We start from the raw sequence: 25903 nt of genomic DNA on the forward strand, positions 1-25903 counted from the left end.
CGATCCACCGCGGGCCTGCGCGGTCGTCTCAAGCTAGGCCACCCAGTACGTCCTCGTGTTGGTGAATTCCCGGATCCCCGCGGCGGACAGTTCGCGACCGTAGCCGCTGTTCTTCGTGCCGCCGAAGGGAAGCCGGGGGTCGGAGGCGACCACGGCGTTGATGAACGCGGCACCCGAGGTGATCCGCCGGGCGACCTCGACGCCGTGCTCCGCTGACCAGACGCTCAGACCGAGGCCGTACTGCGTGCTGTTGGCCAAGGTGATCACCTCAGCCCGGTCGGCAGCGATGGCGACGGCCGCGACCGGACCGAAGGTCTCCTCGTCGAAAGCGGGCATGCCTGGGGTGGCGCCGGTCAGCACGGTTGGTTCGAAGTAGTAGCCGGGGCCGTCGACGGGCTGGCCGCCGGTGAGCAGCTTGGCTCCAGCGACGACCGACTCGGCGACCTGGCGATGCAGAGCCACCCGAAGATCGTCGCGGGCAAGCGGGCCGAGGGTGACCGCACGATCCGCGGGGTCACCGGACTTGAGCGTCTCCACGCCCTGGACGAAGAGCTCGAGGAACTCCTCGGCGACGGCGGCCTCGACGATGAAGCGCTTGGCGCAGACACAGCTCTGGCCGGAGTTCGTGAAGCGGGCCTTGACGGCAGCCGCCGCGGCGGCCGGCACATCGGCGTCGGCCAGCACCACGAAGGCGTCCGAGCCGCCGAGCTCCAGCACCGACCGCTTCGACGCACGACCCGCCGCGGCGCCGACCGCTGCCCCCGCCCGGTTGCTCCCGGTCAGCGTGACGGCGGCGATCCGGTCGTCGGCGATCAGCTCCTCGATCGTCGCCGGCACCTCCGCTTCGTCGAGTACCAGGGTGGTCAGCAGGCCTTCGGGGAAGCCCGCATCGAGCAGGAGTTGCTGCAACGCGACCGCCGAGCCGGTCACGTTCGGCGAGTGCTTCAGCAGTACTCCGTTGCCTGCGGCAAGGGTCGGGACGGCGAACCGCAGTACCTGCCAGACCGGGAAGTTCCACGGCATCACCGCGAGCACCAGGCCGATCGGCTCGTACGCGATCCAGGCCTTCGGCTCCCCCACGTCGACCGGCTCGTCGGCGAGGATGGCCGGCGCGTGCGCCGCGTAGTACTCGGCGGTGACGGCGGACTTTTCGACCTCGCCCTCTGCCTCGGCGATCGGCTTGCCCATCTCGGCGGTGATCAGCGCGGCCAGGCGTGGTGATTCGGTGCGCAGCTGGGCGGCCAGCCGGGTGAGTGCTTCGAGACGTGCAGGCAGGCTGGTACCACCCCAGCGCGCGGCCGCGTCGAAACCACGCTGGACAGCGTCCTCGACCTGCGCGTGAGTCATCGACTCGTACCTCGCCAGGGGCCGGCCGGTGGCCGGGTTGGTCGTGGTGATCATGAGGTGGTCAGCCCGCCGCGGTCGCTCTCGGACAGGTGCTCGAAGGTCTCACCGGTGGCCGTGATCGTGCGGGTCACGTCGCGACCGCCGTACACCCAGTAGATCCGCATCGGGCCGTCGCCGCGGTTGAGGAAGCGGTGCGGGATGCCGGCCGGCACCCAGGTGGCCTCCCCCGCGACCAGGTCGAACCGCTCGCCGTCGATCTCGGCGACCGCCTCACCGGCGAGGATCAGCACGGACTCCTCGACGTTGTGGCTGTGCACCGGCAGGCCGGTGCCGGGAGCGAAGACGGTCTGGCCGGTGGTGATGGCGTTGTCGTCGGCGTTCCAGCGGCCGACGTACGGAATCGTGACGACGCCGTTGCCGCGATCGAACGGCGTGACCTGGTCGGGACGGATCAACAGGCTCATCGGTCGGCCTCCGGGCTGTGGTGGTGGAAGATCCGGTTCGCCAGGGTGTTCACCTGGCTACCCGGTACTACGTGCTCGGCGACCTGCTCGCGCCATCGCTTGAAGTGCTGGGTGGAGCGGTGCTGCTCCACCGCTTCGGGCCCGGTGTACGTCTCGCTGAGGACGAAATGGTGGTCGTCGGCGCGGTCCTGGCTGACGTCGAAGGACAGGCAGCCGGGTTCGTCGGTGAACGAGCGCTCGGCGTTGGTCCGGATCGCCTCGACGAACGCGACCAGGTGACCGAGCCGGACCTGCAGTGAGACGGTGAGCGTGATCATGCGGGGACCTCTTCCGTTGACGGCAGGGCGACATTCGACTCGGTGGCCAGTTCGACGAGGCCGGCCCAGGTCTTGGCGGTCAGTTCGATTCCTGCGGCGTTGCGCTCGGCGTTGCGGTCCTCGAGTTCGCCCGGGACGAGGATCTCGTCGGCCCAGGACGCCTTCGGAGCGTTGCAGGTGGCGTCGACCAGCGCTTCCACCCGCGCGGCGTACTCAGCCGGGTCCGCCATCGCGGCGACATCGATCGTGAGCAGAAGGTGGCCCGCGCCGCTCGTCTCCCCCGGCTGGTACGGCCCCACGACCTGGTCGCCGAACGCGCTCCCGGTCAGCACTCCGGCCAGCACGTCGAACATGAAGGCCATCACGTAGCCCTTGGGACCGGCCATCGGCAGGATCAGGCCCTCGATCGCCGCGCGCGGATCGGTGGTGGGGCCGCCGTCGGCATCGGCGGCCCAGCCGGGCGGGATCGCTGTACCGCGTTCGGCGGCCAGGTAGACCTTGCCTCGGGCGACGGCTGTGTTGGCGAGGTCCATCACCAGTACGCGGTCGCCGGCCGGCGCCGCGATGGACCAGGGGTTGGTACCGATGCTCTTTTGCTTGCCGCCCCACGGAGCCATCGCGGGGCTCGCGTTCGTGCAGAGCAGCGCGATGCAGCCTTGCTGGGCGGCTTGGCGGGTGAAGTACGCCGCTGTGCCGAAGTGGCCGGAGTTGCGGACGCCGATCGCACTGACCCCGTGGACCTTGGCCCGCTCGACGCCTTGGCTGACGGCATGCTGGGCGATGACCTGGCCGATGCCGTGATCGCCGTCGAGCACCATCAGCGCGCCGGTGTCCCGGATGGTGGTGATGCGGGTGACTCGCCGGGTGGCGCCGGTGCGGAGGCGGGCGACGTACCAGGGTAGGCGGAGCATGCCGTGCGAGGCGTGGCCCCAGAGTTCGGCCGTCACGAGAGAGTCGGCCAGCAGGTCGGCGTCGGGTCCGGGGACGCCTTCGGCGCGCAGTACGGCCGAGGTGAAGGCCCGGAGCGCGCCGGGCGGGGAAAGATGAGCCATGCCTTGCTCCGATCGGGTGCGAGACTGGTGCTAGAGAAGCATACTTGTATACAAGTACGCAAAGGAGAGTTTCGGATGACGGACAGAGTGCGACGCGCTTCCGGCGGTCAGGTCGTGTACGCCGAACTGAAGCGGCGCATCCTGTCGCTCGACCTGCCGCCCGGCCGGCGGCTCTTCGAACCAGAGCTCTCCCAGCAGCTACAGGTCAGCCGAACCCCGCTCCGTGAGGCCCTCCGCCTGCTGCTCGCCGAAGACCTGCTGGAGCAACTGCCCACCGGCGGCATGGTCGTCCGCTCGCTGTCAGCCTCCGAGATCGAGGAGCTGTACTCCGTGCGCGCGGCCCTGGAGGGCTTGATGGCAGCAGAAGCAGCGGAGCGGATGACCACCGAGTCGGCGGACGCCCTGAAACTCCTGGTCGCCCGCAACCAGCGCCTGGTCGAGTTCGCCGACGACGCCATGCACGCCGGCCACGCCTTCCACCTGAAGATCGCCGACATCGCCGCCCACGGCTGGGCCGTCCGCCTCCACGAACAGGTAGACGGCCAGATGGCCCGCTACCGAGCCTTCACCAACCAATCCCAGTCCCGCCGAACCCAGGCCCTAGAAGAACACTTCGCCATCCTCGAAGCCCTAATCACCCAAGACGCCCCACGCGCCCGCACCCTCGCCGAGGCTCACGTCCTAGGCGCCCGAGACACCGCCCTCGCCGCCATCGCCGACCGCCTCCCCTAACCGAGTCGTGGCGACCTTGAACACCTAGCGGCGACCTTGAACAAGTTATTTCGTGTCCGAGGTCGCCGGATGGTGTTCAAGGTGCCGACTTCTGATCAGCGGGTGAGGAGGCGGTAGCGGCGTTCGGGGCGGCCGGCTGTGCCGTAGCGGGGGTGCATCTCGGCTTGGCCGGTGCTGACCAGGTGTTCCAGGTAGCGGCGGGTGCTGCTGCGGGACAGGCCGGTCAGGTCGGCGCATTCGGTGGCGGAGAGGTCCGGGTCGGGGGATTCGGCGAGGGCCCGGAGTACGAGGGTGGTGGTTTCCGGGCTGATGCCTTTGGGGGGTGGCGTGCGGGTGCTGGGGATCCGGAAGACCCGGTCCACCTCGTCCTGATGGGCCTCGGTCAGGTGATGGAGTTCGGCTCGGTGGGCGGCGTAGTCCGCCAGCCGGGCTCGAAGGGATTCGACCTCGAAGGGTTTCACCAGGTACTGGAGGACGCCGCCACGCAGCGCGGTGCGCAGGGTGTCCAGGTCGCGGGCGGCGGAGATGACGATGACGTCGACGGGATAGTCCGTGGCGGACTCCCGGAAGCGGCGCAGGACCTCGAGGCCGCTCATGTCCGGCAGGTAGATGTCCAGCAGGACCAGATCGGGGCGCAACGTCCGGACGGCGGCCAGGGCGTCGGCGCCGGTGCGCGCCGCGCCGATCACCTCGAACCCCGGTTGGGAGGCGACCACGCTCGAGTGCAGCCGGGCCACCATGAAGTCGTCGTCCACGACGAGGACCTGGATCATGCGCGCGCCTCGGCGAGGATCGGCAGGGTCGCCACGAAGACCGCCCCGTTCTCGTTGTGCACCGTCACGTCGCCACCTCGCTTCCGGCAGATCACCCGGACCAGCGCCAGCCCGATTCCCCGATCATCCCCGGTACCGTCCTTGGTGCTGAATCCGCGGGTGAACACCCGATGCTGCATGGCGCTGTCCACCCCCGGCCCGGAGTCCCGTACTTCGATCCGCACCGCACCGGCCACCTCCAGTACCTCGACCGCGACGTACGGATCCCGCGCACCGGTCGCGGCGTCCAGCGCGTTGTCCACCAGGTTCCCCAGCACGGTCGACACGTCGGTCGCCAGCCGCTCGTCGAGCCGGGGCAACCAGGTCCCCTGGTCGACGACGAAGCTCACCCCGTGTTCGGCGGCCTGACTCGACTTCGCGATCAGCAACGCGGCCACCGCCGGATCGCCGACCCGGGCGGTGATCCCGGCGGTCAACTCGGTCTGATCGGCCGCGACCCGCTGGATGTAGCGCCGGACGTCGTCGTACTCCCCCAGCTCGATCAGCCCGCTGACGATATGCATCCGATTGCTGAACTCGTGCGCCTGCGCCCGCAGCGTGTCGGTGGTGTTCCGGGTCAGATCCAGTTCACGCTGCAGTTCGAGCAGCTCGGTCCGATCGCGGAAGGTCGCGACCCAGCCGATGTGCCGGCCGTGGCTGCGGACCGGCATCCGGTTCAGGGTCAGTACCCGGCCGTGCAGCGGCAGCAGCCGGTCGGTCGCGATGTCCATGCTGTCGAAGATCTCCGCCAACCGCCCGGTGTCGTCGACGTCACCCAGCCGGCGCCCGGCCGAGGCGAGCGGTATGCCGAGCAGATGCGCCGCCTCGTCGTTGACCATCGTGATCCGCTGATCGAGGTCGACCGCCAGCACGCCCTCCTTGATGCCGTGCAGCAGCGCCTCCCGCTGCTCGACCAGCCCGGTGATCTCCCGCGGCTCCAGCCCGAGGGTCTGCCGCTTCACGGTCCTTGCCAGCAGCAACGAACCGATCACGCCCAGCAGGCTCGCGATCCCCAGGTAGGTGAGCAGATTCGCCCGGGCCGCCGCCAGGTTGGCCAGCAGTGACGGGTACTGCCGCCCGACGGCGACCACGCCGTCGGTCTCCCGGGTCTGCACGTTGATGATCGGCGCCATCGCGAGCGCCGCCCCGGTCTCCTCGTCGCGCCCCACCCACGACCGGCCGAGGAACGCGTCGGTCTCCTGCAGCAGCGGCTTGTCCGTCAGCGGCAGCGGATCCGTCGACGCGATCACCTGCCGGTTGGCCAGCGCCACCACGACGTACGTCGAACCGGAGAACGTACGGCCCGACTCCACCACCGACTGCGCCTGGCTGACGAAAGCTGGCCCACGACCGGCCGCGGCCTCCCGGACGCCGGCCGTCACCGCGAGCCGCTCGGCCACCGCGAGCGCCCGGTTGCCCTCGGTCTCGCGAAAGCGCGCGTTCGACTGCGCCAGCGACACCGCCGCCACGCCCACCAGGACGACGAGCACGATCAGCAACTGGACGGCGAGCATCCGCCCGGCCAGCGTCCAGCGCCTCCGTAGTACCACTCGCCGTCTGGTCTTCACGCCCCGATTGTGCTCGGCGCGGCCCCGGAGCGCCATCATCGCGTGAGCACAATGAACACAACTGAGTTTGCGGTAGTAACGGTGACACCGTTGAGGGACCACGCCACGCTGACGGGCAACCGCACCACCGAAAGCAAGGAGACTGCCGTGCGAGCACGGACGTGGTTCACCAGTATCACCGCGGTCGCGGCCCTCGCCGTCGTCGCGGCCGGCTGCGGCGTGAGCGCCGACGACAACGCCTCGGGCGGCTCCAACTCGGGGCCGGTCAAGGGCCTGCGCATCCTCGTCCCCAACTCCCCCGGCAGCGGGTACGACACCACTGCCCGCGCGGCGGCCAAGGCGATGCAGGACGCGAAACTGTCCGACACGATCGAGGTCTTCAACACCGCCGGCGCCGGCGGCACGGTCGGTCTGCAACGCCTGGTCAACGAGAAGGGCAAAGAGGACCTGCTGATGCAGATGGGTCTCGGCGTCGTCGGGGCCGTCTTCACCAACAAGTCCAAGGCGACCCTGGCCGACACGGTTCCGATCGCCAAGCTGATCGAGGAGGCCGAGGCGATCGTCGTCCCGAAGGGATCGCCGTACACGAGTCTCGACCAACTGGTCGCCGCCTGGAAGGCCGACCCGGGCAAGGTCCCGGTCGGCGGCGCGTCGAACCCGGGCGGCCCTGACCACCTCACCCCGATGCTGCTGGCCAAGGCGGTCGGCGTACAGCCGAAGGACGTCAACTACGTCGCGTACGACGGCGGCGGCGAACTGCTGACCGCGATCCTCGGCAAGAAGGTGGCCTTCGCCGCCACCGGTATCGGCGAGGTCGCCGAGCAGGCCAAGTCCGGTGACGTGAAGATCCTCGCCGTCACCACCGCGGCACCGGTCGAGGGCGTCGACGCACCCACCCTGAAGAGCCTGAACATCGACCTGGTCTTCACCAACTGGCGTGGCATCGTCGCGCCGCCCAGGCTGCCGGACGCGAAGAAGGCCGAGTACGTCGACCTGCTCACCAAGATGCACGGCTCGGAGCAGTGGAAGACGACGCTGACCAAGCAGGGCTGGGCCGACGCGTTCCAGACCGGTGACGAGTTCAAGACCTTCCTCACCTCGGAGAACGACCGGGTCGCCGGCGTACTGCGAGAGCTGGGTCTCGTGGCCTGATGAGCGCCGTGAAGCAGGGCCGCTCCGAACTCGGAGTGGCCCTCCTCCTCCTGGTCATCGGCGCCTGGGCCCTGATCGACGGGTTGCGGCTCCCCGACCTGGACAGCCGCAGCCCGGTCAGCTCCAAGACGGTTCCGGTCGCGGTCGGCATCCTGCTCGTCGTCACGGCGGTACTGCTCGCGGTGGACATCCTCCGCGGCGGCCGTGGCGAGCAGGAAGCCGGCGAGGACGTCGACCTGTCGCAAGGCAGCGACTGGAAGACGCTCGGCCTGCTGGTCGCCGCCTTCGTCGCCAACATCCTGCTGATCGACCGGCTCGGCTGGCCGGTCTCCGGCGCCGTCCTGTTCTTCGGTACCACGTTCGCGCTCGGCAGCCGGCACCTGATCCGCAACGCGATCATCTCGGTCGCCCTGTCGGTCGGCACCTGGTACCTGTTCAACCTCGGCCTCGGCATCGCGCTGCCGGTCGGGATCCTCAAGGGAATCCTCTGATGAACTCGTTCGCCGAACTCCTGAACGGCTTCGCCACCGCCGCCCATCCGACCAACCTGCTCTACGCCTTCGTCGGCGTCCTGCTCGGTACCGCGATCGGCGTGCTGCCCGGCATCGGCCCGGCGATGACGATCGCGCTGCTCCTCCCGCTCACCTACACGCTCGAACCCACCCAGGCCTTCATCATGTTCGCGGGCATCTACTACGGCGGCATGTACGGCGGCTCGACCACCTCGATCCTGCTCAACACGCCCGGTGAGAGCGCCTCGGTGGTGACCGCGATCGAAGGCAACAAGATGGCCCGCAAGGGCAGAGCGGCCGCCGCCCTGGCCACCGCGGCGATCGGCTCGTTCATCGCCGGCACCATCGGCACCCTGGCGCTTGCGCTGGTCGCGCCGGGGGTGGTCAAGCTGGCCATCAAGATGGGGGCGCCGGACTACTTCGCGGTGATGGTGCTGGCCTTCATCGCCGTCACCACCGTGCTCGGCTCGTCGAAGATCCGCGGCCTGGCGGCGCTCGGCATCGGCCTGCTGGTCGGCACCATCGGGATCGACCCGACGTCCGGTCAGCAGCGGCTCACCCTCGGGCTGCCGGAACTTGCCGACGGCATCGATGTCGTGGTGGTCGCGGTCGGGCTGTTCGCGGTCGGCGAGGCGTTGTGGATCGCCGCCCACCTGCGGCGTACGCCGGCCGAGATCATCACCGTCGGCGCCGCCCGGATGAGCCGGGACGACTGGCGCCGGTCGTGGAAGCCGTGGCTGCGGGGCACCGTGATCGGCTTCCCGTTCGGCGCGATCCCGGCCGGTGGCGCCGAGATCCCGACCTTCTTGTCCTACGTCACCGAGAAGAAGCTGAGCAAGCACCCGGAGGAGTTCGGCCACGGTGCGATCGAGGGCGTCGCCGGTCCCGAGGCGACGAACAACGCGTCGGCCGCGGGTGGTCTGGTTCCCCTGCTCACGTTGGGGATCCCGACCACCGCGACCGCCGCGGTGATGCTCGGCGCCTTCCAGGGGTACGGAATCCAGCCCGGTCCGCGGCTGCTGCAGACGCAGCCCGAGCTGGTCTGGGGCCTGGTCGCCAGTCTTTTCATCGGCAACGCGATCCTGCTCCTGCTGAACCTGCCACTGGCACCGATGTGGGCCAAGCTGCTCCGGATCCCCCGGCCTTACCTGTACGCCGGGATCCTGTTCTTCGCCAGCATCGGCGCGTACGCGGCCAACCTGTCGACCTTCGACCTGTGGCTGCTGCTCATCCTGGGCGGGCTCGGGTTCGCGATGCGCCGGTTCGGGCTGCCCGTGGTACCGGCGATCATCGGCATCATCCTCGGGCCGACCGCGGAGGAGCAGTTACGGCGGGCGTTGCAGATCAGCGACGGCCACGTCAGCGGCCTGACCAACACCTGGTTCGCCAAGATCGTGTACCTGGTGATCCTGCTCGTCCTGGTGGTACCGCCGGTCGTCAGCCGGCTCCGGCGCCGCGAGCCCGTCGACGCAGTGAAGGTAGGAGACTGAGATGGCGATCATCGTCGGCTATGTACCAACCCCAGAAGGCGTCGCGGCGCTGGACCACGCCATCGAGGAGGCCCGGCTACGCAATCAGCGCCTGGTCGTCGTGAACTCCTCGCGGGGCGAATCCCTGGTCGACAAACGCTTCGCGTCCGGCGCCGAGTGGCAGTCGGTCGAAGAGCGCCTGACTGCCTCGGGGGTCGACCACGAGCTGACTCAACTGGTGGCGAGCAAAGACGCCGCCGACCAAATCCTCCGCCTGGCCGAAGACCTCAACGCAGAACTGATCGTCATCGGCCTCCGCCGCCGCACCCCGGTAGGCAAACTAATCCTCGGCAGCCAAGCCCAAACCATCCTGCTGGAGGCCGAATGCCCAGTCCTGGCGGTCAAGTCTCCCGTCCCGACCGACAGGACATAGTGCCGATGCTGACGCCGGCCGCCGCCTCCGTGAGCGTGGCGGTCGGCCGCACGGCCGACTATGTCCTGTCGGTCGGGACAGCGTCACAGGAGGACCAGGTCATCCCGATGCACCACTTCCCGCTCATAGGTGGGGCCTAGTTCGCGGGCGAGGTCTCGGGTTGAGCGGCCGAGGAGGCCGGGGAGTTCGGTGGCGTCGTAGTTGACCAGGCCTCGCGCGATTACGACACCTGCTGGTGAGAGTAGGTCTACTGGGTCTCCGGCTGAGAAGTTGCCTTGGATGGCTGTGATGCCGGCGGGGAGTAGGGAGCTGCGGCGTTCGGTGACTGCTCGGACTGCGCCTTCGTCGAGTACCAGTTGGCCGAGGCCTGAGGTGGCGTGGGCCAGCCAGAGGAGGCGGGTCTTGCGGCGGCGGCCGGTCGGGTGGAAGAGGGTGCCGACCGGGTCGCCACGGAGGGCTTCGCCGACCCGGGCCGCAGAGGTGAGGACGACTGGAATCCCTGCCTCGGTGGCGATTGCGGCTGCCTCGACCTTGGTCTGCATGCCGCCCGTGCCGACGCCGGAGCTGCCGGTCCGGCCGATCTGGAGTGGTTTGAGGTCGTCGGGGCCGCGGACGTCGGTGAGCATCGTCGTACCGGGTTTGCGCGGGTCGCCGTCGTACAGGCCGTCGACGTCGGAGAGCAGGACGAGCAGGTCGGTGTGGACGAGGTGGCTGGTCAGCGCGGCCAGCCGGTCGTTGTCGCCGAAGCGGATCTCGGTGGTCGCGACGGTGTCGTTCTCGTTGACGATCGGGACGACGCCGAGCTCCAGCAGCCGGGCGAAGGTCCGGTAGGCGTTGCGGTAGTGGCTTCGCCGGGTGACGTCGTCGACGGTCAGCAGCACCTGGCCGACGCGGAGTCCGTGCGCGGCGAAGGCATCGGAGTACCGGGCCATCAGCAGCCCCTGGCCGACCGACGCGGCGGCCTGCTGGGTGGCGAGGTCGCGTGGACGCGAGCGCAACCCCATCGGCGCCAGCCCGGCGGCGATCGCGCCGGACGAGACCAGCACGACCTCGGTACCTTCGACCCGGCGTGCGGCGATCGCGTCGACCAGCCCGCGCAGCCGTTCCAGATCGATCCGGCCGCGCTGGGTCAGCGACGACGAACCGACCTTCACGACGATCCGCCCGGCCTTGACGACCTCAACCCGTTGCTTCATCAGTTTTCCTGACTCGGTCGAGCAATCAATGGGCCGGCGTCGTCGACGGCCTCCGGATTCTAGTTGTTGCTCTCAGCATCTATGTCGATGGTCTCACCGAGCGCGTAGAGGCGCTCGGCTTCCAGCTCCTGGGCGGCTTCCAGCTCGCGGGCCTGTTTGCGCGCGAGCCTCTCGGCGGCCTTCTGGGCCGCCTTCGCTTCCGCCGGGGTCAGGTCGACCTCGTCCTCGACCCAGCCCTTGCCGTACTCCGACAGGTCCTTCGGGCGCTCGATCTCGCCCTCCCGCAGGGCGTGGTACTGGTAGTCCTTGTCCTTGCGGCGCTGCGCGGCTGGACGGTCCTCGTCCAGTCGCTGGTCCTCACCGCGTCGCGACAGCAACTCCGCTCCGGCCTGTACTTCGGGAGCGAAGTCGAAGACGACCGAGTTGGGAGCATCGCCGATCGTCACCTCGTCGCCGGCCACCGCGCCCAGTTCGAGCAGTTGCCGCTCGACACCGAGCCGGTTCAGCCGGTCTGCCAGGTACCCGGTCGCCTCGGCGTTGGTGAAGTCGGTCTGCCGGATCCAGCGCTCGGGCTTCTCGCCCTGGATCAGCCAGCCGCCGTCCGGGGTCTTCTTGACCTTGAACTCCGGTCCGCCGCTCGCCCGCGGCCGCAGGATGATCCGGGTGGTGTCCGGCTTCTCCTCCTCGGCACGCCGCTTCTCGACGATCTCGGCCATCGCGAACTTCAGCGCGTCCAGGCCTTCGTGGCTCGCGGTGGAGATCGAGAACACCTTGTAGCCGCGCTGCTCGAGGTCGGCCGTCACCATCTCGGCGATCTCCTTGGCATCCGGCACGTCGACCTTGTTCAGCGCGATCAGCCGCGGCCGGTCCTCCAGCCCGCCATGGGCCTTCAGCTCCGCCTCGATCGTGTCGAGGTCGCTCAGCGGGTCACGGCCCGGTTCGTACGTCGCGCAGTCGATCACGTGCACCAGCGCGGCGCAGCGCTCGACGTGGCGCAGGAAGTCATGGCCGAGGCCGCGGCCCTCGCTCGCACCCTCGATCAGGCCCGGCACGTCGGCCACGGTGAAGATGTGCTCACCGGCGACGACGACGCCCAGGTTGGGGATCAGGGTGGTGAAGGGGTAGTCCGCGATCTTCGGGCGGGCCCGGCTGATCGAGGCGATCAGCGACGACTTGCCGGCGCTCGGGAAACCGACCAGGCCGATGTCGGCGACGACCTTGAGCTCGAGCACGATGGTGCGCTCTTCGCCGTCCTCGCCGAGCAGCGCGAAGCCAGGTGCCTTGCGGCTGGAGCTGGCCAGGGCCGCGTTGCCCAGACCGCCCTTGCCACCGGCGGCCGCGACGTACTCCGAGCCGGCGCCGACCAGGTCGGCCAGCACCTCGCCCTCCGGAGTGCTGACGACCGTGCCGTCCGGGACGGGCAGGATGATGTCGCCGCCCCTGCTGCCGGCCTGGTGATCGCCCTTGCCCTGCTGGCCGTTCGTGGCCGAGCGGTGCGAGGAGCGGTGGTAGTCGACGAGCGTGGTCTGGTCGAGGTCGACGCGCAGGATGATGCTCCCGCCGTCACCGCCGTTGCCGCCGTCGGGCCCACCGAGCGGCTTGAACTTCTCGCTGTGCACCGAGGCGCAGCCGTTTCCGCCGTTGCCACCGGTGACGTGCACCGTGACCCGGTCGACAAAGCTGGGGATCGCCATCGGGGTACTCAACTTCCTGCTGGGAAAAGAATTCTTCTGTACATAGCCGAAGGGCGGGCCGCGCTATTCCGCGGACCCGCCCTTCGAAAAGGCTGTGTTACTCGAACCGGGTGGCGGTGTTACTCCGCCGGGGCCGGGACGATGTTGACGACGCGGCGGCCACGACGGACGCCGAACTCGACCTTGCCCTCGGCAAGCGCGAAGAGCGTGTCGTCGCCACCACGGCCGACCAGGGTGCCCGGGTGGAAGTGGGTGCCCCGCTGGCGAACGATGATCTCTCCGGCGTTGACCAGCTGGCCGCCGAAGCGCTTCACACCGAGCCGCTGCGCGTTGGAGTCGCGACCGTTACGGGTCGACGCTGCTCCCTTTTTGTGTGCCATTAGTTGATCAGCTCACTTCTTCTTGGCGTCGATCGCGGTGACCTTGACCTGGGTGTAGTGCTGGCGGTGCCCCTGGCGCTTGCGGTAACCGGTCTTGTTCTTGTACTTGAGGATGTGGATCTTCGGGCCCTTGGTACGGCCCAGAACCTCAGCCGAAACGGCCACCTTGGACAAAGCGGCGGCATCGGTCGTCACGGTGTCGCCATCGACGACGAGGACTGCGGTCAGCGAAACCGTGTCGCCGACCTGGTCCGTCAGGCTGTCGATCTCGATGACATCGCCGACGGCGACCTTCTGCTGGGTGCCGCCACTGCGCACGATCGCGTACACCGTGGATCTCACTCTCTATTGTTCGGAAGTCTTAGAACTGCGGGGCCTGCATGTGTACTGCCTACCGCGGCCCACACAAAGGAGGCACGCATGACGCGCGCCGAATGACAAGAATACGGCGCGCGCCACGAGCGGGTCAAACTGGGGTGGACGCCAGCTCCGGAGTGCTCACTCCGGTGTCGGATCCGTTGTTACCTGCATCACTGTCACCGCTGTCCGCGGCCTTGCTACGGCTCCGGCTGCTGCGCCGGCGCCTGGTACTGCCGTTCCGCCCGGAACCGTTCTGCTGGGCCTTCTCGGCGTCGTCGGCCTGCGACGGCTCCTCGTGGCTCTGCTCGACCTTGCTCTGGTCGACGTGGGTGCGGTCGTCCTGGATGTGGTCGTCCTGGGCGGGGGTCTCGTGGTGCGTCGCAGCCTGCTCGCCGTTGGCGGCGGCCGAGGCTGCCGCGATCTGGGCCAGGTGCTGCGCCGCGTCGCCGTTGCCGCTGGTGTGGTGCTCCGCCTGCTCAGCCTGCTCGTCGTCGCGACGGCCCTTGCCGCGGTTGCGGCTACGGGTCGTGGTCTTCTTGGCGGCTTCGCCTTCGGGCTTGTGCTCGTGCGAGTGCTGTTGCTGCTGCCCGCGGCCACGGCCGTCGTTGTCGCGGCGACGCGACTCCTTCGGCTCGTCGTGCAGGATCAGCCCGCGCCCACCGCAGTGGTCGCAGTTCTCGCTGAACGCCTCCAGCAGGCCGGTGCCGATCCGCTTCCGGGTCATCTGGACCAACCCGAGCGACGTCACCTCCGCCACCTGGTGCTTGGTCCGGTCCCGGCCCAGGCACTCGACCAGCCGGCGCAGTACCAGGTCGCGGTTGAGCTCCAGCACCATGTCGATGAAGTCGATCACGATGATGCCGCCGATGTCGCGCAGCCGGAGCTGGCGGACGATCTCCTCGGCCGCTTCCAGGTTGTTCTTGGTGACCGTCTCCTCGAGGTTGCCCCCGGAGCCGGTGAACTTGCCGGTGTTGACGTCGACGACCGTCATCGCCTCGGTCCGGTCGATGATCAGCGAACCGCCCGACGGCAGCCAGACCTTGCGGTCCAGCGCCTTCTTGATCTGCTCGTCGATCCGGTAGTTCGAGAACACGTCGCCGGACGCGTTGTAGTCCCACTTCTCCACCCGGTCGGCCAGGTGCGGAGCGACGTACGAGACGTACTCCTTGACCTGGTCGTAGGCGTCGTCACCGGAGATGACGAGCTTGGAGAAGTCCTCGGTGAACAGGTCGCGGACGACCCGGATGAGCAGGTCGGGCTCGCCGTGCAGCAGCGCGGGCGCCTGGCCGGACTTCGACAACTTGTCGATCTCGGTCCAGTACGACTGCAGCCTGCTGACGTCCGAGGTCAGCTCCTCCTCGGTCGCGCCCTCGGCGGCGGTACGGACGATCACGCCCGCCTCGTCCGGGACGATGTCCTTGAGGATGCCCTTGAGCCGGCTCCGCTCGATGTCGGGCAGCTTGCGGCTGATCCCGCCGTTGCCGCCGCGCGGCACGTACACGACGTACCGGCCGGGCAGGCTGATCTGGTTGGTGAGCCGGGCGCCCTTGTGGCCGATCGGGTCCTTGGTCACCTGGACCAGGACCGCCTGACCGGACTTGAGCACCTGCTCGATCTTGCGCGGGCCGTTGGCGCCACCGAGGGTGGCCCAGTCGACCTCACCGGCGTACAGGACCGCGTTGCGGCCCTTGCCGATGTCGATGAACGCGGCCTCCATGCTGGGCAGCACGTTCTGCACGCGGCCGAGGTACACGTTGCCGATCAGCGAGCTCTGCTCGGCCGTCGTCACGTAGTGCTCGACCAGGACGTTGTCCTCGGAGACCGCGATCTGGGTCAGGTCGTCGCGAGACCGGATCACCATCGTCCGCTCGACCGACTCGCGCCGGGCCAGGAACTCGGCCTCGGTGACGATCGGCGCGCGGCGGCGGCCGGCGGCGCGGCCCTCGCGGCGGCGCTGCTTCTTCGCCTCCAGGCGGGTCGAGCCCTCGACGGCCGTGATCTCGTTGTTGACGGTCTTGCTGCGCGGCTCACGGACGCGGACGACGGTCTCGTCCGGGTCGTCGGCAGCAATGCCGGTCTCCTCGCCCTTGCGGCGACGACGGCGACGGCGGCGGCGCGAGGACGTCCCGGCGCCTTCGGCCTCGTCGTCGGGCTCGGCGGACTGGTCGTGGTCCTCGGCGTCGTCGTCCTGCTGGTCCTCGTCGGACTCGTCGCCCTCGTCGGCGCTGTCCTCGGAGTCGGCGTCCCCGGCCTTGCGGCGGCGACGGCCACCGCGGCGACGGCGCCGGCGGGTGGTGCTGGGCTGGTCGTCGTCGTTCTCGTCGGCCTCGGCGTCGAGACCCTCGTCGGTCTCGTCGTCGGTGTCCGCGGTGGTGTCGCGGGCCTGCTCGAGGACGGGCTCGGCGCGGTCGGCGGCGACCTCTTCGGCGTCGCGGCTGCGACGGCTCCGGCGACGGCGGGTGGTGGTGCTCGTCTGCTCTTCAGCGACCTCGGGGGTCTGCTCGACCTCTACGGCCTCGGCCTCAGCGGCCTGCGCGGTCGCGGCGGCCTCGGCTGCACGCTCGGCGGCGGTGGAACGACGGCGAGTGCGACCGCCGGTGGCGGGCGCCTCGTCCGGAGCTGCTTCCGGCGTGGCTTCGACGGCGCTGGTGGCCGCGGCCTGCGCGGGCACCTCGGTCGGCGCCTGGAACAGTACGGCTGCAGCTGCCGGCGCGCGGCGGCGCGAACGGCGAGCCGGCGCCTCGGCAGCGGCGAGGAGTGCCGCTTCCTCCGCGGCGAGGGCGGCGGCTGCTGCTTCGGCGGCGGCCAGCTCTTCCTCGGTCAACTGCTCCTCGGGAAGCTCAGCGGCAGCCACCGGGCCGTCAGTGAGCGGGGTGTCCTCGGAGAGCAGGTCGGGCTGCGAGGCCGCGGCCTTCTTGGTCGTGCGCTTGCGGGTGGTGGTCTTCTTCGCGGCGCGCGTCCGGCCGCCAACCGGCTCGGTGGCGTCAGCGGAGGCTGAGCCGGTGGAGCCGTCGGCAGCGGTGGCGCCGGCGGTGGTGTCCGCGTCGGTGTCCAGGAGGGTGTCCTGGGGGGTGGCGCGGGTGGTGGTCTTCTTGGCCGGGCGCTTGGCGGCGGCCTTCTTGACTGTGCGCTTGGCGGCGGTCTTCTTGGCCGCGGCGGTCGGCGCGGGGTCGGCCGACTCGGCGTCGTGCTGGGTGCTGACGGCCTCGGCCTCAGCGGGCACGGCAGCGGACTTCTTGGTGGTCCGCTTGCGCGTCGTCGCCTTCTTGGCGGCCGGTTGTCTGGCAGCGCGCTTGGCTGCGGGGGCGGTGGCGGCCACGTCGGCTGCCTGGGTGTCGTTGGGCTCGTTGTCGAGCATGCGGTGCGGGTCTCCTCAAGCCATCCGGCGCACCCTGCGGGCCCCTGTCACAGGTCCGGCGCTGCCAGCTGGCGGTCACGGTTCGCCACTCCCGGGTGCTAATCCGGTGCGGCGGAAGCCTTCTGGATCCGCTCCCTGCAATGCCGTCAGGGCACAGCTGGAGCGGCGGCGTCGTCCTCCGCTACATGCGTCTGGTGGTCGACCGCCTGGCCGGTCGCGGTCGCCTGGGTGGCGTCGCGGTCACGAGCGAGCGGATCGTCCACAGTGCCGGTTGCCGCGATGAGCGGGCCTTGGGCGAGCCTGGTCAGAAGAGCCGGGCCCGTCACCTCAAGCGTCGCTACCTCTAGCACGCCGGCGAGAACGTCGTCGGGTCTCACGGCCGGGGTTCCGAGCCGTAACACCACTTGCAGTATCGCACACGTCTCAACCGTCGCCGGGTCACTACCGACGGTGAGTCGGAGGACGGCTTCCCGGCAGTCAAACGAGCGAAGACCCCGTTTGGTCATGCGCTCGACCAGAATTTCGTCCCGGGCGAGGAACGCGGCGACCGCCGGCTCGGCCTCGGCCGGATCCACGCCAGGCAGCGCGATCAGCCACTCGCTCGCCTCCAGCTGGTCGGCCAGCGAGCCCGGTCCGGCGACGACCACCTCGAGCACGTCCAGGCCGGGCGGGAGGGCCTCGTCGAGGGCGGCCCGGACCTGTTCGGGATCCCGCTCGTGTGTGAGCGAGATCTCCAAGTACTCCGCTTCCGAGGCGGCACCAGTCGGCGCGGCACCGGCGTACGAGATCTTCGGGTGCGGGCTGAAGCCGTGCGAGAACGCCACCGGCAGCCCGGCGCGGCGGACCGCCCGCTCGAACGCGCGCTGGAAGTCGCGGTGCGAGGTGAATCGCAGCCGCCCGCGCTTGGCGAAGCGGATCCGCAGCTTCTGGACCGCGGGAAGCTGCTGGGACGGCGGAGCCTGTACTGGTGCCACGCAGCCATTCTCGCAGCCCGCAAGAGGTCCGGCGCACCACCACTCCCCTCGGCTCAGGCTGGAGCGGCCCGCAGGACCGTGTCGACGACCGCGGGGAAGCGGTTCTCCAGGTCGTCGTAGCGCAGGGTGGTCCAACGGCGGTTGCCGTCCTCACGCTGGTGGATGACGCCGGCTTCCCGTAATACGCGGAAGTGGTGGGTGAGGGTCGAGGGCGCCACGGAGACCGGGAAGGTGCCGCAGGCGCGCTCGAGGTCTTCCCGGAGCGTGCGGACGATGGTCAGCCGGGTCGGGTCGGCCAAGGCGTGCAGGACGGCATACAGGTTCAGGTCGGCCGCCTCCGGGTGGACCAGGGGTGGCCGGCGTGCATGCGCCATCCGATTTCCTTTCGACGACCGTCGAAACTGAGTGTAGCTTGGTTTCGATGTACGACGAACGTCGAAAGGAATCCGATCATGCGCGCACTGCTCTTCGATCAGCCGGCCGGTGACACGAGTACGACCCGAGTGGGTGAGGTTGCTACCCCGCAGCCGGGGGCTGGTGAGGTGGCGATCGATGTGCGGGCTGCTGGGGTGAACTTCATCGACGTGATGGCTCGGCGTGGGGATGCCGGGTATGCGACTGGGTGGCCGTTCGTGCCGGGACTGGAGGTTGCTGGGACGGTGCGGGCGCTCGGCGCCGGGGTGAGTTGGCCAGCTGTCGGTACGCCGGTGGCGGCGTTCACTGCGACGGGTGGGTTGGCTGAGGTTGCCGTAGTACGGAGTGAGCTGGTGGTGGAGATCCCTGCTGGGGTGTCGTTCGAGCAGGCTGCGGTGGCGCCGGGGACGCTGACTACTGCGGCGCTGTTGCTTGGCCCGACTGGGCGGTTGCGTGCGGGCGACAGTGTGCTTGTCCACTCGGCCGCTGGTGGGGTGGGGCAGGCGCTGGCTTCGCTGGCTCGTTTGTACGGCGCTCGACTGGTGCTGGGGACGGTTGGTGGCGCGGAGAGGGCTGCTGCGGCGGAGAAGGCTGGGTACGACGCGGTGGTCGTCCGTGGAGACGGAATCGTCGACAGGGTTAGAGAATTGACCGGTGGACGGGGTGTCGACCTGATCCTGGATCCGCAGGGGACAGACTGGATCGAGACGGATCTGGAGCTGGTCGCGGCCGGTGGGCGGATCGTGCTCTTCGGTAATGCGGGTGGGGCTCCCCTGGCTTCACTGCCGGCGGCCGGGAGGTTGTTCGGTGGGAACGCGGCTATCGGTGGGTTCAGCATCAGGGGGTACGCGGCCAAGGCGCCGTGGATGGTGGCTGAGGCGCTGACCGAAGTACTGCAGCGGCTCAGCCGGGGTGAGTTGCAGGTCGAGCCGACTGTGGTCGACGGGCTTGAGCATGCCGCGGAAGCCCAGCAGGCGTTGGCGGAAGGGCGCGGCGAGGGGAAGTACGTCGTACGGGTGTGAGGACGGCTACGGCTGGGCGTTGGACTTGCCGGTCAGGTACAGGGCCCAGGCGAGGAGGGCGAAGGCGACGGTGTTGAGGACGACGCGGACGAGGTTGAAGGCACGCCATTTGGACTCGTCGAAGGCGGCCCGGACGGCGACGACGTCGATCGTGTTCGGGTCGCCGGCGGCCTTGATGGCGTCGTTCAGGGGGACGTTGACGCTCACCGTGATGATCACGACGATCAGATAGAGGACGAAGGCCACCGCGATCCACGGCAGCGCCTTCTCCTTCAGGCTGACGACGCCGGCCAGGAGCGTGAAGAGCAGCGCGCCGAAGAAGCCGATCCCGAGGAACACCGGATTGATGATCGCCCGGTCGACCGCCTGGAACGCGCCGACGAACGTCTTGTCATCGGTCTTGGCCAGACCGGGCATGAAGGCATTCGCGTAGATGCCGAACACCCCCGCGACCAGGCCGGTCAGCATCGTCGCCACCAGCAGCGACCCCACTCGCAGTCCATTCATGACGGCAAGCTACCCGGCCTGGCCTTTCACTGGCCTGTCAAAGGCCGCTGCATTGGCCGGTTCGGGGGCCGGTGACGTGGTTGGGGGCTTGGAGGTTCGAGGGTGGGGCTGAGTTGGAGGTGCAGGTCAGGGGGCCGTTGATGGTGCTGCCGGCCAGTACTACAGGGTCGGCGGTGCTCGATTTGAGCACTGTCGTCGGGCCGTTGACTGTGGTGGCGACGAGTACCTCGGAGCGGGTGGTGCCGGTTGAGGTGACTGGGCCGCTGACCGTCGTACGGAGCAGGTGGAGGTCTGCTGCGTCGGTGGCGTTGACCGGGCCGGCGATCTTGGTGTCGGTGGCAACCAGGGAGGCGCCGGTGCGGACTGCGACCGGGCCGTTGATGGTGGCGTTGGTGAGGCAGGTGACGCCGGATGTCAACGTCAGTGGGCCGTTGCGGGTGCCGGTGATCGTCGTCGTACAGGCTGGGGTGGGGCGGAGGAGGGTGACGGCGAAGGCTTGCGGGGTGGCGATGTTGCCGGGGGCATCGATCGCGCGGTACTCGATCTTGTGGCGGCCGTAGCCGGAGGGGACGTCGTCCCAGGGGACGACTCGCGGGGCGCCTAATTTGCCGTAGACGAGCTGGTCGATCTCGGTGCCTTCGGCTGTGAACTTGAAGGGGGCGTTGGCGTCCGTCGGCCAGCCGTAGTAGTTGTACCAACCGTCGCCGTCGGTGCGGAACTCCGGTACTACGTAGCCGTCGCTGTCGTCCGTTGCCTTCAGACCCATCGTGAAGGCGTCGTTGTAGATGTACTCCGGGCCGGTTGGCTTGGTGATTTTGAGGAGGGGCTTCGACAGGGTGGGGGTGACTGTCGGCTCTACTCCGTCGATCTGCCAGGTGAGTTCGGTGGCGCCTACGCGGGCTGTCAGGGTGTGGCGGCCGGTCAGATTGAAGGGGGCGAGCGGGAGGTCGCGGTCGTTGCCTGGGTTGTCTACTGCGGTGCCGTCAAGCCGCCACTCGACCGGTGGTTGCGCGGTGTCGTTCTGGGTCGTCTCCACATAGACCACCTCATCCGCATTCACCGGATGCTCGGTGGAGGTGGAGTTGGTGAAAGTCGGCTGAGCGGCGGCGGGCACCCCGGCGGTGGTCAGGTTGGTCTGCGCCGCCGGTTGTGTCGCGAAGCCCGTCTTGTTTGTGGCGGATGCCCGGGGCTGGGTCTGGCTGTGGGTGGCGGTTGCCGGGGGCTGGGGCTGGCTGCCGGTGGCGGTTGCCGGGGGCCGGGTCCGGCTGCCCGTGGCGGGCGCCGGGGGCTGGGGCTGCGCGTCTGGCTGGGCCTGGGTGAGTGGGGTGATGGTCCAGGTTCGGGTGGTGGTTAGGGCGGGGGAGGCTCTTACTGCTGGGTCTCGGACGAAGGGGGTTGGGTCGGTGATCTTTGCGGTGAGGGTGTGGGGACCGGGGGTGAGGGACAAGGAGTTCAGGTCTAGGAAGCGTTGGTTGTTGGTTTGGAGGGGGGTGTTGTCGAGGGCCCAGGTGACTGTTAGTTCGTGGGTGGCGGGGTGGAGGGTTTGTAGCCAGATCAGTTGGGTGGGGAGGACTGGGCCGGGTGGGGTGGAGGACTGGATGAGGGTGGCTCGGGACGAGATTCGCTGGGTCATGCGTTCTCGGGAGATCTGGTCGAAGTAGTAGCCGAGGACCTTCATCATCGAGTGTTTGGAAGGGCGCCAGATGCCGGAGCCGGCGTACATGCCTGCTTCGTAGCGGGCGATGGGGCCGCCGGATTCCGAGGGTTCGCCGAGCCAGCGGAACCACTTCTTCTGCTGGGTGAGCATTTGCTGCTCCGTCAGCAGGGTGTGGTGGATCGACGTGGGTTCGGGGCCTTCGTAGGGGGCGCCGCGGTCGCCTCGGGCGTAGTAGTCGTATTCGTCTTGCAGGCCGCCCAGGGAGTGGCCGAGTTCGTGTGGGGTGATGAGGGCGGAGAGGGCGTTGCCGCCGGAGGCGGTGGCGTAGGTGCCGCCCGCGCCGCCGTAGGTGTTGCTGTTGCCGATGGCAAGGATCTGGCGGTTGGCGGGGGTGGTGCCGGGGACCAGATCGGCGTACTGCGCTGCCGCGGTCGCGCTGACCGTGAGCAGGCGCTGGACCGATCCGGGGTTGCAGCCGCCCCAGAAGCCCATCTGGAGCGGGGTGTCGACCTTGGGTGAATCCAGTCCGGGGTCGCAGTCGACGCCGCTCTCGGGGGAGGCGATCTCGACGGCGTACACGTTGACGTAGTTGCGGTACGTCTTGAACGGCTCGATGCTCCAGAGCACGTTCAGATGCTTGTCCACCTGCTCCCGGAACTTCGGCAGGTCCGCCGCCGTGTACCCGTCCCCCATCACCACCAGGTTGAACCGCGACGACGCCGGCCCGGTCACCTGGAGCGGCACCACCGTCGCCTCGGGGGCAGCGAGGCCGTCGGCCCCGGCGGGCGACTCGCTCGCTGCGCTCGCTGTCGCCGCGAGCGGGAGGCCGGCCAGCGGGAGGCCGGCGAGTACTGCTGCGGCCACTGCTAGGACGGCTGTCAGTCGGCGTGCCTTGGCGCTGGTCCTCACGAGGCGGTCCTCCCCAGGTGTGGCGGCTCCTGGGCGAGGCCGCCGTGAGAAGCCTACGAAGAGGGCGGCGGGGTTGTCAGCGGGTTCCGCGCGCCGAACTTGCCAGTAGGCAGGAGCGGCAAGGGGCCCGGTACGGCATCATGAGGGCTCGGGGAAACGTGAGGAAAGGACATCGATGACGGAACCGGCACAGTCGCCGCGGTTCGAGCCGGAGCCGGAGCGCCCGGTCGACGACGCCGGTGACGGCGATGGCAAGGGCATCTACTGGGTGCTGAAGAACGTCGTGGTCGGCCCGCCGGTCAAGCGCATCTTCCGCCCGAAGGTGGAGGGCGCCGAGAACATCCCGGACGTCGGTCCGGCGATCATCGCGAGCAACCACCTGTCCTACGCGGACTGGATCTTCATGCCGCTGGTACTGCGCCGCCGGGTCACCTTCGTCGCCAAGTCGGACTACTTCACCGGCGCCGGGATCAAGGGCCGGTTCCAGCGCGGCTTCTTCAAGGGCACCGGCCAGGTCCCCATCGACCGGTCCGGCGGCTCGGCGTCCGAGGGCGCGATCAAGGCCGGTCTGAAGGTGCTGGAGCGCGGCGACCTGTTCGGCATCTACCCCGAGGGCACCCGGTCCCACGACGGCAAGCTCTACAAGGGCCGCACCGGCGTCGCCCGGCTCGCGCTGGAGGCTCGTGTCCCGGTCATCCCGGTCGGCGTGATCGGCACGGACGTGGTCGCGCCCCCGGGCAAGGTGGTCGCCTCGCTGGCCTCCCCGACGGTCAAGTTCGGTGAGCCGCTGGACTTCTCCCGGTACGAGGGGATGGAGGGCGACCGGCTCATCCTGCGGGCCGTCACCGACGAGATCATGTACCGGATCATGGAGCTGTCCGGCCAGGAGTACGTCGACATGTACGCCACCAAGGCCAAGTCGCTGGAGGGCCGGGCCACCACCGGCGCCCCAAAGAAAGTCCGCAAGTCGGACACCTGAGTCAAGGGGTGAGACAGGGTGGCACTAGGCTGGGAAACCGTGGACGGACCGATCGCGTACCAGGGTGAGCCAGGAGCCAATTCGGCGATGGCGTGCACCGAGATGTTTCCCGGCCGCGAACAGCTGCCCTGTACGACCTTCGAGGACGCCCTCGAGGCGGTGACCACCGGCCGTGCCGGGCTCGCGATGATCCCGGTCGACAACTCGATCGCCGGCCGGGTCGCGGACATCCACCACCTGCTGCCGGACTCCGGGCTGCACATCATCGGCGAGTTCTTCCTGCCGATCCACTTCCAGCTGCTGGCCACCCCCGGTACGTCGATCGCGTCGATCAAGACGGTCCGCAGCCACGTCCACGCGCTCGGCCAGTGCCGCAAGATCATCCGCGAGCACGGCTGGGCGACCGTCGTCGCCGACGACACCGCAGGCGCCGCCCGCGAGGTGTCCGAGCTGAACGACCCGACCGTCGCCGCGCTGTCGCCGGTGGCCGCGGCCGGGCTCTACAACCTCGACATCCTGGCTGAGGACGTCGAGGACGAGCACCACAACACCACCCGGTTCCTGGTGCTGTCCCGCGAGCCGCACGTGCCCGCGGTGGGCTCGGCGCCGACGATCACGAGCTTTGTCTACCGAGTCCGCAACGTGCCCGCGGCCCTCTACAAGGCGATGGGTGGCTTCGCCACCAACGGCGTCAACATGACCAAGCTGGAGAGCTACCAGCTCGGCGGCTCGTTCTTCGCCACCCAGTTCTACGCCGACGTCGAGGGCCACCCCGAGGACCCGCACGTCGCCCTCGCCCTCGAGGAACTCGCCTTCTTCTCCGTCGAGGTCCGGATCCTGGGCGTCTACCCCGCCCACCCCTTCCGCGAGCAGATCGCCGAGCCGGCCGCCAACCGCACCCTGCGCCCCCACCACTGAGCTTTCGTGTCCCGAGCGACAGGACATAGTCGCTGCGCGTGGTCGGTGCCCCGCCTGAGGGTCGAGCTCGACGGTCGATTTAATCGACTATGTCCTGTCGCTCGGGACGCCTAAGGTCGCTGGGTGGAAATTGTTGAGGTGGATGGCCAGGACGGTGAGGTTTTCGAGCAGTTCTACCGGCTCCGGGACGCGGTACGCCGGGAAGCCGAGTTCCCGTCTGGCCTCGGGCTGGAGGAGGCCCGGGTCCTGATGGCCGACCAGCACTCCGACATGCGTGCCGACGGGCTCGCCCTGGTCGACGGCGACAACTGGCTGGGGATCGCGTGGCTCGACTGGCCGTTGCAGGAGAACACGCATCTCGTCGAGGTGGAGCTCGCGGTCGCCGCGGCGTACCGGCGTACGGGCGTCGGCACCAAGCTGCTCGAGGCGGTGATCGAGCGGGCCAAGCAGGACGACCGCCGACTGCTGGCCGGCATGATCCTGGGCGATGCGGAGACCGGTGAGAGTGCCGGTACTGCGTTCGCTGCCAAGCACGGGTTCGTCCGCAAGCTCGTCGAGCTGCATCAGGTACTCGAGTTGCCGCTGACCGAGGGACGACTGGCCGAGCTGGACCAGCCGGTCGACGGGTACGAGATCGTGCAGTGGCGGGAACACACCCCGGACGAGTGGGTCGAGCAGTTCGCCGATGCGCTGAGTGCGATGTCGGTCGACGTACCGACCGGAGAGCTCGATCAGGAGCCTGCCCGCTGGACACCGGAGCGGCTGCGCGAGGCCGAGGCGCGCAGGCTCAAGCAAGAGCGCTTCTGCCACACGACCGTCGCCGTCGACGCGGACGGTCAGTTGGCGGCGTACACGCAGATGGGTGGCGCGGCCACCGACCCCGGGCGCCTCTACCAGTGGGACACGTTCGTCCGGCCCGAGCATCGCGGCCGGCGGCTCGGGCTGGCCGTGAAGGTGCCGAACTTCCGGTCGCTGCAGGCCGGACTCGACCGCCCGGCCGTCCTGCACACCTGGAACGCGACCACCAACGCCCCGATGATCGCCGTCAACGAGCGCCTCGGCTTCCGGCCGGTCGCCCAGCGCACCGACTGGGAGCTGGAGCTCTAGAGGAACATCCAATACGGGAAGCGCGTGGTGAGGGTGGCGCGGTGGTCTTGCCAGTCGGCTGAGCGACGGGCTGGGTCGAGCGGGTCGGCGTAGCCGCCGTGCAGGCGATAGCCCCAGGTGAAGGCGGCGATCGGCTGGACGACGCGAGTGTGGATCACGTCGGGCACGATCACCAGGAACGTGTCCGCGCGCCAGACGCCGTCGGGGTCCTCGGGGTGCGCGGGGGCGTCGAAGAAGGTCGGCAGGAAGCCGTACGCGGACAGTGGGCTGGCGTCGGCGGTGAAGGCCGGCGCATCCACTGTGGTGACGCCGGAGCGCGTGACGAGCTGGATCCAGCCCATGATCGCGTTGATGCCCTGACCGTGATAGCGCAGCGTCGCCGTACAGATCGGGAAGTTGCGGTAGGACTCCGCATCCAGGCCCGGTACGACGAGTTGGTGACCCGATGCGTAGGGGTCGTCGTTGGCCAGCACGCGGATGTTGATCAGTCCACGTTGGCCGCGGACCTCGAACGGAACGGACAGCTCTCGTCTCATTCACCCCTCCTGACGCCATTCTCCAACGTGCGCA

General features: G+C 69.1%; 24 protein-coding genes and 1 pseudogene. 9 read left to right on the forward strand and 16 right to left on the reverse strand.

Annotated elements, in window-relative coordinates; genetic code table 11:
* Positions 1–33: 33 nt before the first annotated feature.
* Genes AB0M15_RS28360 through AB0M15_RS28375 form a run of 4 tightly spaced genes read right to left on the reverse strand, consistent with a single transcriptional unit; the run spans position 34 to position 3180 of the window.
* Positions 34–1401, reverse strand: coding sequence for an aldehyde dehydrogenase family protein (locus tag AB0M15_RS28360; RefSeq protein ID WP_363824498.1), 1368 nt, complete (start codon positions 1399–1401; stop codon positions 34–36).
* A complete protein-coding gene (locus AB0M15_RS28365; protein ID WP_363824499.1) occupies positions 1398–1811 on the reverse strand; it encodes a cupin domain-containing protein in 414 nt (137 codons plus the stop codon). Before AB0M15_RS28365 ends, AB0M15_RS28360 begins: the two co-directional genes overlap by 4 nt.
* Positions 1808–2128, reverse strand: a complete 321-nt coding sequence (locus AB0M15_RS28370) for a putative quinol monooxygenase (RefSeq protein ID WP_363824500.1) — start codon at positions 2126–2128, stop codon at positions 1808–1810. Before AB0M15_RS28370 ends, AB0M15_RS28365 begins: the two co-directional genes overlap by 4 nt.
* Positions 2125–3180: an Ldh family oxidoreductase gene (locus tag AB0M15_RS28375; RefSeq protein ID WP_363824501.1), complete on the reverse strand. Its 1056-nt coding sequence runs from the start codon at positions 3178–3180 to the stop codon at positions 2125–2127. The genes AB0M15_RS28370 and AB0M15_RS28375 overlap by 4 nt, the downstream gene beginning before the upstream one ends.
* A 75-nt stretch (positions 3181–3255) precedes the next feature.
* Between AB0M15_RS28375 and AB0M15_RS28380 the strand changes: the two genes are divergently transcribed.
* Positions 3256–3912: a GntR family transcriptional regulator gene (locus AB0M15_RS28380; protein WP_363824502.1), complete on the forward strand. Its 657-nt coding sequence runs from the start codon at positions 3256–3258 to the stop codon at positions 3910–3912.
* A gap of 95 nt (positions 3913–4007) precedes the next feature.
* Here the strand turns inward: AB0M15_RS28380 and AB0M15_RS28385 are convergent, their stop codons facing one another.
* Positions 4008–4685 carry a response regulator gene (locus AB0M15_RS28385; RefSeq protein WP_363824503.1) on the reverse strand — a complete coding sequence of 226 codons (678 nt, stop codon included), beginning with the start codon at positions 4683–4685 and terminating at the stop codon, positions 4008–4010.
* On the reverse strand, positions 4682–6292 hold the full coding sequence (locus AB0M15_RS28390; RefSeq protein WP_363824504.1) for a sensor histidine kinase: 1611 nt from the start codon (positions 6290–6292) through the stop codon (positions 4682–4684). Before AB0M15_RS28390 ends, AB0M15_RS28385 begins: the two co-directional genes overlap by 4 nt.
* Before the next feature lie 147 nt (positions 6293–6439).
* On the opposite strand from AB0M15_RS28390, the gene AB0M15_RS28395 reads away from it, so the two are divergent.
* From AB0M15_RS28395 to AB0M15_RS28410, 4 genes are read left to right on the forward strand one after another with little or no spacing between them, the layout of a single operon-like run.
* Positions 6440–7444 carry a tripartite tricarboxylate transporter substrate binding protein gene (locus AB0M15_RS28395; RefSeq protein ID WP_363824505.1) on the forward strand — a complete coding sequence of 335 codons (1005 nt, stop codon included), beginning with the start codon at positions 6440–6442 and terminating at the stop codon, positions 7442–7444.
* The gene (locus tag AB0M15_RS28400; RefSeq protein WP_363824506.1) at positions 7444–7935 is read left to right on the forward strand and encodes a tripartite tricarboxylate transporter TctB family protein; all 492 of its coding nucleotides are present in this window, start codon (positions 7444–7446) and stop codon (positions 7933–7935) included. Before AB0M15_RS28395 ends, AB0M15_RS28400 begins: the two co-directional genes overlap by 1 nt.
* Positions 7935–9446 (forward strand): tripartite tricarboxylate transporter permease, encoded by a 1512-nt coding sequence (locus AB0M15_RS28405; protein ID WP_363824507.1) that lies wholly within the window; start codon positions 7935–7937, stop codon positions 9444–9446. The genes AB0M15_RS28400 and AB0M15_RS28405 overlap by 1 nt, the downstream gene beginning before the upstream one ends.
* A 1-nt stretch (position 9447) precedes the next feature.
* A complete protein-coding gene (locus tag AB0M15_RS28410; RefSeq protein WP_363824508.1) occupies positions 9448–9858 on the forward strand; it encodes a universal stress protein in 411 nt (136 codons plus the stop codon).
* An 83-nt stretch (positions 9859–9941) separates the two neighbouring features.
* Here AB0M15_RS28410 and proB read toward each other — a convergent pair whose 3' ends face one another.
* The 7 genes and pseudogenes from proB to AB0M15_RS28445 form a co-directional block, all read right to left on the reverse strand.
* On the reverse strand, positions 9942–11054 hold the full coding sequence (proB, locus tag AB0M15_RS28415; protein WP_363824509.1) for a glutamate 5-kinase: 1113 nt from the start codon (positions 11052–11054) through the stop codon (positions 9942–9944).
* A gap of 278 nt (positions 11055–11332) precedes the next feature.
* A pseudogene (gene obgE / locus AB0M15_RS28420) lies at positions 11333–12748 on the reverse strand (GTPase ObgE); the annotation flags it as partial.
* 119 nt (positions 12749–12867) lie between these two features.
* Positions 12868–13128 (reverse strand): 50S ribosomal protein L27, encoded by a 261-nt coding sequence (rpmA, locus tag AB0M15_RS28425; RefSeq protein WP_020388387.1) that lies wholly within the window; start codon positions 13126–13128, stop codon positions 12868–12870.
* Positions 13129–13140: 12 nt separating this feature from the next.
* Entirely contained in the window at positions 13141–13458 is a 318-nt protein-coding gene (gene rplU / locus AB0M15_RS28430; protein ID WP_328335202.1) for a 50S ribosomal protein L21, read from the reverse strand.
* Positions 13459–13594: 136 nt separating this feature from the next.
* Positions 13595–16846, reverse strand: coding sequence for an Rne/Rng family ribonuclease (locus AB0M15_RS28435; protein WP_363824510.1), 3252 nt, complete (start codon positions 16844–16846; stop codon positions 13595–13597).
* 146 nt (positions 16847–16992) lie between these two features.
* The gene (locus tag AB0M15_RS28440; protein WP_363824511.1) at positions 16993–17820 is read right to left on the reverse strand and encodes a TIGR03936 family radical SAM-associated protein; all 828 of its coding nucleotides are present in this window, start codon (positions 17818–17820) and stop codon (positions 16993–16995) included.
* Positions 17821–17873: 53 nt separating this feature from the next.
* Positions 17874–18194 carry a helix-turn-helix domain-containing protein gene (locus AB0M15_RS28445; RefSeq protein WP_363824512.1) on the reverse strand — a complete coding sequence of 107 codons (321 nt, stop codon included), beginning with the start codon at positions 18192–18194 and terminating at the stop codon, positions 17874–17876.
* Between the two features lie 78 nt (positions 18195–18272).
* Between AB0M15_RS28445 and AB0M15_RS28450 the strand changes: the two genes are divergently transcribed.
* A complete protein-coding gene (locus AB0M15_RS28450; protein ID WP_363824513.1) occupies positions 18273–19256 on the forward strand; it encodes a zinc-binding alcohol dehydrogenase family protein in 984 nt (327 codons plus the stop codon).
* A gap of 6 nt (positions 19257–19262) precedes the next feature.
* On the opposite strand, the gene AB0M15_RS28455 is transcribed toward AB0M15_RS28450, so the two are convergent.
* Both AB0M15_RS28455 and AB0M15_RS28460 read right to left on the reverse strand, forming a co-directional pair.
* Positions 19263–19763 carry an anthrone oxygenase family protein gene (locus AB0M15_RS28455; RefSeq protein WP_363824514.1) on the reverse strand — a complete coding sequence of 167 codons (501 nt, stop codon included), beginning with the start codon at positions 19761–19763 and terminating at the stop codon, positions 19263–19265.
* A 37-nt stretch (positions 19764–19800) separates the two neighbouring features.
* On the reverse strand, positions 19801–22329 hold the full coding sequence (locus tag AB0M15_RS28460; RefSeq protein WP_363824515.1) for a M64 family metallopeptidase: 2529 nt from the start codon (positions 22327–22329) through the stop codon (positions 19801–19803).
* 175 nt (positions 22330–22504) lie between these two features.
* Here AB0M15_RS28460 and AB0M15_RS28465 point away from each other — a divergent pair, with 175 nt between their 5' ends.
* The 3 genes from AB0M15_RS28465 to AB0M15_RS28475 all read left to right on the forward strand — a co-directional run bounded on the left by AB0M15_RS28465 (position 22505) and on the right by AB0M15_RS28475 (position 25333).
* Positions 22505–23308, forward strand: a complete 804-nt coding sequence (locus AB0M15_RS28465; RefSeq protein WP_363824516.1) for a lysophospholipid acyltransferase family protein — start codon at positions 22505–22507, stop codon at positions 23306–23308.
* A gap of 39 nt (positions 23309–23347) precedes the next feature.
* The gene (locus AB0M15_RS28470; protein ID WP_363824517.1) at positions 23348–24226 is read left to right on the forward strand and encodes a prephenate dehydratase; all 879 of its coding nucleotides are present in this window, start codon (positions 23348–23350) and stop codon (positions 24224–24226) included.
* Positions 24227–24349: 123 nt separating this feature from the next.
* Positions 24350–25333 carry a GNAT family N-acetyltransferase gene (locus AB0M15_RS28475; protein ID WP_363824518.1) on the forward strand — a complete coding sequence of 328 codons (984 nt, stop codon included), beginning with the start codon at positions 24350–24352 and terminating at the stop codon, positions 25331–25333.
* On the opposite strand, the gene AB0M15_RS28480 is transcribed toward AB0M15_RS28475, so the two are convergent.
* Entirely contained in the window at positions 25330–25869 is a 540-nt protein-coding gene (locus AB0M15_RS28480) for a hypothetical protein (protein WP_363824519.1), read from the reverse strand. The two genes, AB0M15_RS28475 and AB0M15_RS28480, sit on opposite strands and share 4 nt — an antisense overlap.
* Positions 25870–25903 lie beyond the last annotated feature (34 nt).

The organism is Kribbella sp. NPDC051718, assembly GCF_040681515.1.
GTDB lineage: Bacteria > Actinomycetota > Actinomycetes > Propionibacteriales > Kribbellaceae > Kribbella.

Bases quoted from the DNA above. Each gene is read 5' to 3' on its own strand.
- AB0M15_RS28435 (WP_363824510.1), bottom strand. From the start codon at position 16,846: ATGCTCGACAACGAGCCCAACGACACCCAGGCAGCCGACGTGGCCGCC.
- AB0M15_RS28450 (WP_363824513.1), top strand. From the start codon at position 18,273: ATGCGCGCACTGCTCTTCGATCAGCCGGCCGGTGACACGAGTACGACC.
- AB0M15_RS28455 (WP_363824514.1), bottom strand. From the start codon at position 19,763: ATGAATGGACTGCGAGTGGGGTCGCTGCTGGTGGCGACGATGCTGACC.
- AB0M15_RS28370 (WP_363824500.1), bottom strand. From the start codon at position 2,128: ATGATCACGCTCACCGTCTCACTGCAGGTCCGGCTCGGTCACCTGGTC.
- AB0M15_RS28365 (WP_363824499.1), bottom strand. From the start codon at position 1,811: ATGAGCCTGTTGATCCGTCCCGACCAGGTCACGCCGTTCGATCGCGGC.
- AB0M15_RS28465 (WP_363824516.1), top strand. From the start codon at position 22,505: ATGACGGAACCGGCACAGTCGCCGCGGTTCGAGCCGGAGCCGGAGCGC.
- AB0M15_RS28380 (WP_363824502.1), top strand. From the start codon at position 3,256: ATGACGGACAGAGTGCGACGCGCTTCCGGCGGTCAGGTCGTGTACGCC.
- rpmA (WP_020388387.1), bottom strand. From the start codon at position 13,128: ATGGCACACAAAAAGGGAGCAGCGTCGACCCGTAACGGTCGCGACTCC.
- AB0M15_RS28410 (WP_363824508.1), top strand. From the start codon at position 9,448: ATGGCGATCATCGTCGGCTATGTACCAACCCCAGAAGGCGTCGCGGCG.
- AB0M15_RS28400 (WP_363824506.1), top strand. From the start codon at position 7,444: ATGAGCGCCGTGAAGCAGGGCCGCTCCGAACTCGGAGTGGCCCTCCTC.
- AB0M15_RS28405 (WP_363824507.1), top strand. From the start codon at position 7,935: ATGAACTCGTTCGCCGAACTCCTGAACGGCTTCGCCACCGCCGCCCAT.
- AB0M15_RS28375 (WP_363824501.1), bottom strand. From the start codon at position 3,180: ATGGCTCATCTTTCCCCGCCCGGCGCGCTCCGGGCCTTCACCTCGGCC.
- AB0M15_RS28480 (WP_363824519.1), bottom strand. From the start codon at position 25,869: ATGAGACGAGAGCTGTCCGTTCCGTTCGAGGTCCGCGGCCAACGTGGA.
- proB (WP_363824509.1), bottom strand. From the start codon at position 11,054: ATGAAGCAACGGGTTGAGGTCGTCAAGGCCGGGCGGATCGTCGTGAAG.
- AB0M15_RS28360 (WP_363824498.1), bottom strand. From the start codon at position 1,401: ATGATCACCACGACCAACCCGGCCACCGGCCGGCCCCTGGCGAGGTAC.
- AB0M15_RS28385 (WP_363824503.1), bottom strand. From the start codon at position 4,685: ATGATCCAGGTCCTCGTCGTGGACGACGACTTCATGGTGGCCCGGCTG.
- AB0M15_RS28445 (WP_363824512.1), bottom strand. From the start codon at position 18,194: ATGGCGCATGCACGCCGGCCACCCCTGGTCCACCCGGAGGCGGCCGAC.